8 protein-coding genes and 1 tRNA gene are annotated in these 5260 nt (G+C 54.6%); 5 read left to right on the forward strand and 4 right to left on the reverse strand.

Features of this window, described 5'->3' with window-relative positions; translation table 11 throughout:
- Together VGP75_RS03180 and VGP75_RS03185 are read left to right on the forward strand one after the other, a co-directional pair.
- The coding region (locus VGP75_RS03180) for a hypothetical protein (protein ID WP_327542273.1) at positions 1-262 on the forward strand (262 nt) is incomplete at its 5' end.
- Between the two features lie 40 nt (positions 263-302).
- Positions 303-1301: a glycosyltransferase family 2 protein gene (locus tag VGP75_RS03185; protein WP_327542274.1), complete on the forward strand. Its 999-nt coding sequence runs from the start codon at positions 303-305 to the stop codon at positions 1299-1301.
- A 78-nt stretch (positions 1302-1379) separates the two neighbouring features.
- On the opposite strand, the gene VGP75_RS03190 is transcribed toward VGP75_RS03185, so the two are convergent.
- The 4 genes from VGP75_RS03190 to pdxH all read right to left on the reverse strand — a co-directional run bounded on the left by VGP75_RS03190 (position 1380) and on the right by pdxH (position 3219).
- Positions 1380-1456: transfer RNA gene (locus VGP75_RS03190), tRNA-Pro, on the reverse strand.
- Positions 1457-1500: 44 nt separating this feature from the next.
- Entirely contained in the window at positions 1501-1977 is a 477-nt protein-coding gene (locus VGP75_RS03195) for a DUF192 domain-containing protein (protein ID WP_327542275.1), read from the reverse strand.
- Positions 1974-2501 carry a cold-shock protein gene (locus tag VGP75_RS03200; protein ID WP_327542276.1) on the reverse strand — a complete coding sequence of 176 codons (528 nt, stop codon included), beginning with the start codon at positions 2499-2501 and terminating at the stop codon, positions 1974-1976. Before VGP75_RS03200 ends, VGP75_RS03195 begins: the two co-directional genes overlap by 4 nt.
- A gap of 112 nt (positions 2502-2613) precedes the next feature.
- Entirely contained in the window at positions 2614-3219 is a 606-nt protein-coding gene (gene pdxH, locus VGP75_RS03205) for a pyridoxamine 5'-phosphate oxidase (protein WP_327542277.1), read from the reverse strand.
- Between the two features lie 152 nt (positions 3220-3371).
- On the opposite strand from pdxH, the gene fabI reads away from it, so the two are divergent.
- The 3 genes from fabI to VGP75_RS03220 form a co-directional block, all read left to right on the forward strand.
- Positions 3372-4178, forward strand: a complete 807-nt coding sequence (gene fabI, locus VGP75_RS03210) for an enoyl-ACP reductase FabI (protein WP_327542278.1) — start codon at positions 3372-3374, stop codon at positions 4176-4178.
- An 11-nt stretch (positions 4179-4189) separates the two neighbouring features.
- A complete protein-coding gene (gpt, locus tag VGP75_RS03215) occupies positions 4190-4693 on the forward strand; it encodes a xanthine phosphoribosyltransferase (RefSeq protein WP_327542279.1) in 504 nt (167 codons plus the stop codon).
- Positions 4694-4778: 85 nt separating this feature from the next.
- Positions 4779-5260: aminotransferase class I/II-fold pyridoxal phosphate-dependent enzyme (locus VGP75_RS03220; RefSeq protein ID WP_327542280.1), on the forward strand; the 482-nt coding region annotated here is incomplete at its 3' end.

The raw sequence follows: 5260 nt of genomic DNA on the forward strand, positions 1-5260 counted from the left end.
TTTCGAAAAAACACTATTGATTGGGAGAAAATCAATGAACAAATTCTGGATCATTCTGGGCGCACTGCTTGTTGCAGGCGTATCCGCTTACGCAGGCGGCCTGGCCGATGCGATCACTGAAACTGTACCGATGGCAGATCCTGTTGCAGCAGAATCAAGCCTTCCAAGCTGGGTTATCCCCGCAGCGATCATCGCAGTTCTGATCGGTGTTGCTGTTGCCTCCAGTGACGATGATGAGGAAGAAGAAAGCAGCTTGTTGTAAGCTTGCGGTGTCGATGACGTAAGGCTGAGCAGGAATAAATGTGGCATCAAAGCCCCCTAAACAGCGTATCGTAATCGGAATTTGCACGCGGCAGCGCAATGCGCTGCTGCGTCGCCTTTTGGAGAGTATTTGGGAACAGCCAATCCCTCCAAACTACGATGTCGATGTTGTGATCGTCGATAACAACGACGAACCGGCGGTAACGCTGGAGATCTTACAACTTCCTGAAAAATTCAATGTCACGCTTGTCCATGAAAGTAAGGTCGGACTGGTCAATGCGCGTAACCGCATCTTGGACGCGGCCACGCTGGCCGGGGCCGACTGGCTGATCGGTGTCGATGATGATGAATGGGTTGCCCCCGACTGGCTGGCACAATTCATCATTGCTTTCGAAACTCTTGATGCTGCGATCATCGTTGCCGCAAAACAGATCATCTACGACGAAGCAACAAGCCCGTTTGTAGAACGCCGTCAGATTGAGGATTTACCCCCAGGTTCTGACACTCGCATTTTCTCAACTGCAAATTTTGCCATCAGCAAATGCGTTTTTGATCCTGACCACGGACCCGGATTGCGATTTGCGATGGGGTTCAATGAAAGCGGCGGCGAAGACTACGAGTTCATGTTACGCGCCAAAAATCTGTATGGCCTTAGAGCGAAGTATTGGCCCCATGCTGTCGCGACGGAAGAGGTGAATGGCAAAAGAACTACCTTCTCTCATCATTTCAAACGCAGGATCGCTGCTCAGGTCACCCGCTACCACGCCATGGCCTTGCACAGCAAAGCATCTCCCGATGAATCTTCTTCATTAACGCCACTCAATTTGTTGCTGCGTTCGAACAGAGCCATCGTCTATGGAACAGGTTGGTGTCTCGTTGGAATCGGTCTTCTGTTGCTTGGCCGCAGGAATGCACGCGAAGTGATTGGGAAAGGCATGTTTAGCTTGGCACGCGGATACGCAATCATACCGTATCTACTTGGCCGCCGCACTGTTCTTTACGGGGCAGATGTTAACGCAGACCGTTCTGCATCAACATAAGCGCAAATAATCGGAAAATTCATCCGCACATAACAGCGGAACAAGGCGACTCTTCCGGTACAAACTTCTTGTGAAAAGTGGTCGGGGCGGAGAGATTCGAACTCCCGACCCTCTGTTCCCAAAACAGATGCGCTACCAGGCTGCGCTACGCCCCGAACCATGGCGTGTCTTTAGCCCCCCGAAACTGATTTGAAAAGCCCTAATTTCCCTCGTTTTCCGCACAAGGCAAAATAGCGTCCGCCCCAAAGCTGGGGTGCTGCATCACGTCGCCTGCAGCGATGCCCAAACGCGTGGAAAGACCACCATTGATCTCCAAAACCATCTGCACACCCTCGCCCCCCGAGATCGATGTCGTGTCTCCGGGAATCGCGTTTTCATGGATGTGCAGGATTTCACCCGTCGGGCTGGCAAACAGCATATCGAGGGGAATCAGCGTGTTCTTCATCCAGAAGCTCACATTCTGGGGCTGCTCGTAGATAAAGAGCATCCCCGAGAGCAAAGGCATCTCTTCCACAAACATAAGCCCCTGTGCGCGTTCACGCGCATCATCAGCGACATCAATGGAAAAGGTCACCTGACCAAAATCACCCCTGATCGTGAGACGGTCATCGGCACATGTTGCCCAAAGTGGCACAGCCGCCACAATGAGCACCCCCACAAAACTGGCTAGCTTCACTTGGCAGCGGCCTCCCAGCCGATGACTTCAATGGCCATGCGGCCACGTTCGCCATCTACCATGCGCAGGCCAACTGCCTCGCCTGATTGCAGATCGGACAGACCAGAGCGGCGCAACACCTCGACATGCACAAAAACATCTTCGCTATTGCCAAACACGTTCGCAAAGCCAAAGCCTTTGCCCTTGTCAAACCACTTGACCCGCGCGGGCTCGATGGGCCGACTGGCAATATCTTCGGCCGTAAACTCGACCATATCGCGCAGCGGGAGTGCTTCTTCGCTGGCCGGCGGTGTGATTGAAAGCACTTCCGTTGCTTGCAATCCACGCTGGGTATCCTGCACCATAATCGCAATCTCGGAGCCGTCTACAACAGACCCCTGACCGAAATTGCGCAACACATTCGCATGCAGCAAAATATCAGGTCCGCCCTCTTCAGAGATCACAAACCCAAATCCCTTGGTGGGATCGAACCATTTCACCTGGCCCAGTACCTTACGCGGTGTACCGGTATCCTGCGTTTCCATCATGTCTTCCTTTTGAACAGCGGCAATCGCCTTGCCGCTATCCGTATTTGTCTATCGCCCCAACCAAGACGTCGAGTTAACCAGACCAGCCCATAAGCCTTCACATAAGACATTATGGTGACAGCCGGGTTATCTCCCAATCTTGGTCAACTTCACTGCGCGACCACCGAAACCGATCGTGCAAACGAAACGCGCCATCAGACCAAAACTCGATCTCCAGAGGCACAATCCGGAAACCGCCCCAAAAAGGTGGCCGTTCCGGGTCCGCACCTTTTTGTATCGTTACTTTTGCAACCTCGGCCATCAGCGACGCACGCGACGCCAAAGGACGAGACTGTTGTGATGCCCATGCTCCAATTCGGCTCTTGAGAGAACGCGACTTGTAATAGTCATCAGCGATTGGGCCATCCTCTTTCGAGACAAGCCCCCGCACCCGTATCTGCCTGGCGAGTGATTTCCAATGCAAAACGAACGCGGCCTTGCCAGATTGCGCGATTTCCTGCGCCTTCTGGCTTTCATAATTAGTGTAGAATACAAACGCGTCTACTTCGATCTCTTTCAAAAGCACCATGCGCACGTTCGGCATACCAGTGTGATCAACTGAGGACAGAGCTATCGCGTTCGGATCATTGGGTTCCGTTTCAGACGCCGCGTCAAGCCATTCCTGCGCAATAACAAACGGGTCTGCGCCCGCAAAAATGCCGTCACGGTCAGACATAGCTGATCCCCAAACAAAACCCCCGTCACCACGCTATGGGGAAATAGGAAAAGTGGCAAGCATTTTGCATCAGTGTTCAGATACTTGCTGGCCCGCGCGCAATCGCCTAAACGAACTGTAAGCCAGAGGCAAACAACAAAGGAATTCGCGCAATGACATCGGAACTGATGAAAGGCAAACGTGGCCTGATCATGGGCCTTGCCAACGACAAATCGATTGCCTGGGGCATTGCCAAAGCCTGTGCGGATGCCGGCGCGGAACTTGCGTTTTCATATCAGGGCGAAGCGCTGAAAAAGCGTGTCGATCCGCTTGCGGCTTCGGTTGGTTCGGACATCGTGTTGCCTTGTGACGTGGGTGATGAAGGCTCGATTGACGCGCTTTTTGCAGCATTGGAGGAGCGCTGGGGTAAGTTGGACTTCATCGTGCATGCCATTGGTTTTTCCGATAAAAACGAATTGCGCGGCCGTTATGTTGACACCACACGCGGCAACTTTCTGACATCCATGGATATCTCGGTCTATTCCTTCACCGCCGTTGTACAGCGTGCCGAAAAAATGATGACAGATGGCGGGTCCTGCCTGACGCTGACATATTATGGCGCAGAAAAAGTGATGCCACATTACAACGTGATGGGGGTCGCTAAGGCCGCACTTGAGGCTTCGGTCCGCTACCTGGCCGAGGATCTTGGGAAGGACAGGATTCGCGTCAATGCAATCAGCGCGGGAACGATCAAAACGCTTGCAGCTTCCGGCATTGGCGATTTCCGTCTGATCATGAAATGGAACGAGTATAACTCGCCTCTGCGCCGCACCGTGACACAAGAGGAAGTGGGCAATTCCGCACTCTATCTTCTCTCCGATCTGAGCAGTGCAGTGACGGGTGAAGTCCTGCACGTTGATGCGGGCTATCATGTTGTCGGCATGAAGGCCGTTGATGCTCCTGACATTACCAAAGAATAGGACCGCGCGTTATGACCGACCGTTTGCCACATGAAAAAGGTTTCCACATCAGCTGGGACCAGATCCACCGTGACAGCCGTGCCTTGGCGTGGCGGCTGGATGGACGGGGCCCGGATGATGGGGCTTGGCGCGCTGTTGTTGCCATCACACGCGGCGGCATGGCCCCCGCGATGATTGCCGCGCGCGAGCTGGATATTCGCACCGTCGATACCATCAGCGTCAAAAGCTATGACCATCAGGATCAATCCGAAGCCAGCGTTCTGAAAGCCCCCGATGCGGAACTGATGGGTGATGGCACCGGTATCCTGATCATTGATGATCTGGTGGATAGCGGCAAAACCCTTGAACTGGTGCGCAAAATGTACCCGCAGGCGCATTTCGCCACGGTCTATGCCAAGCCCAAAGGCCGCCCGCAGGTTGACACTTTCATTACCGAAGTCAGCCAGGACACATGGATTTTCTTTCCATGGGACATGGCCTTGCAATATGTCGAACCCTACCGCGGCAAGGATTGATCCCGCATTATTACTGGCCCGAAAATATCCCCGCCGGAGGCATCCGCCATCTCAACCGTGTGCCACCGCCCAGCCTTGGTGAACCATGCCTGACAGCCGCACGTCAAACACCTTTCCTCCTCCTGTCATGGAGGCGCGGCGCTGGCTTGCGGGTGTCACCCATCCCGCCGACCGCCCGCTTTTGAACGTCAGTCAAGCAGCCCCTGTTGATCCGCCCCCCGCGCCCTTGCGCGAAGCGATGGCGGACATTGTGCTGAACGATGCCGATGCGCATCTTTACGGGCCTGTTCTTGGCCTGCCCGCGCTGCGCGCGGAAGTCGCCGCACAGTGGAGCACCAGTTATGGCGGGACAGTCACCCCCGATCAGGTCGCGATCACATCAGGCTGCAATCAGGCCTTTGCCGCCGCGATCGCAACACTCTGCACCGAGGGCGATGAGGTCATTGTCCCTGTCCCCTACTACTTCAATCATCGCATGTGGCTGGATATGTCGGGCGTGACGACCGTGCCATTGCCCGCAGGCGACGGCATGATCCCGCAAGCGGGCGATGCGGCAAAGCTGATCAC

Source organism: Yoonia sp., assembly GCF_036007805.1.
GTDB lineage: Bacteria > Pseudomonadota > Alphaproteobacteria > Rhodobacterales > Rhodobacteraceae > Yoonia.

Coding starts and splice junctions, on each gene's coding strand:
- VGP75_RS03200 (WP_327542276.1), bottom strand. CDS start 2,501: ATGGAAACGCAGGATACCGGTACACCGCGTAAGGTACTGGGCCAGGTG.
- pdxH (WP_327542277.1), bottom strand. CDS start 3,219: ATGTCTGACCGTGACGGCATTTTTGCGGGCGCAGACCCGTTTGTTATT.
- fabI (WP_327542278.1), top strand. CDS start 3,372: ATGACATCGGAACTGATGAAAGGCAAACGTGGCCTGATCATGGGCCTT.
- gpt (WP_327542279.1), top strand. CDS start 4,190: ATGACCGACCGTTTGCCACATGAAAAAGGTTTCCACATCAGCTGGGAC.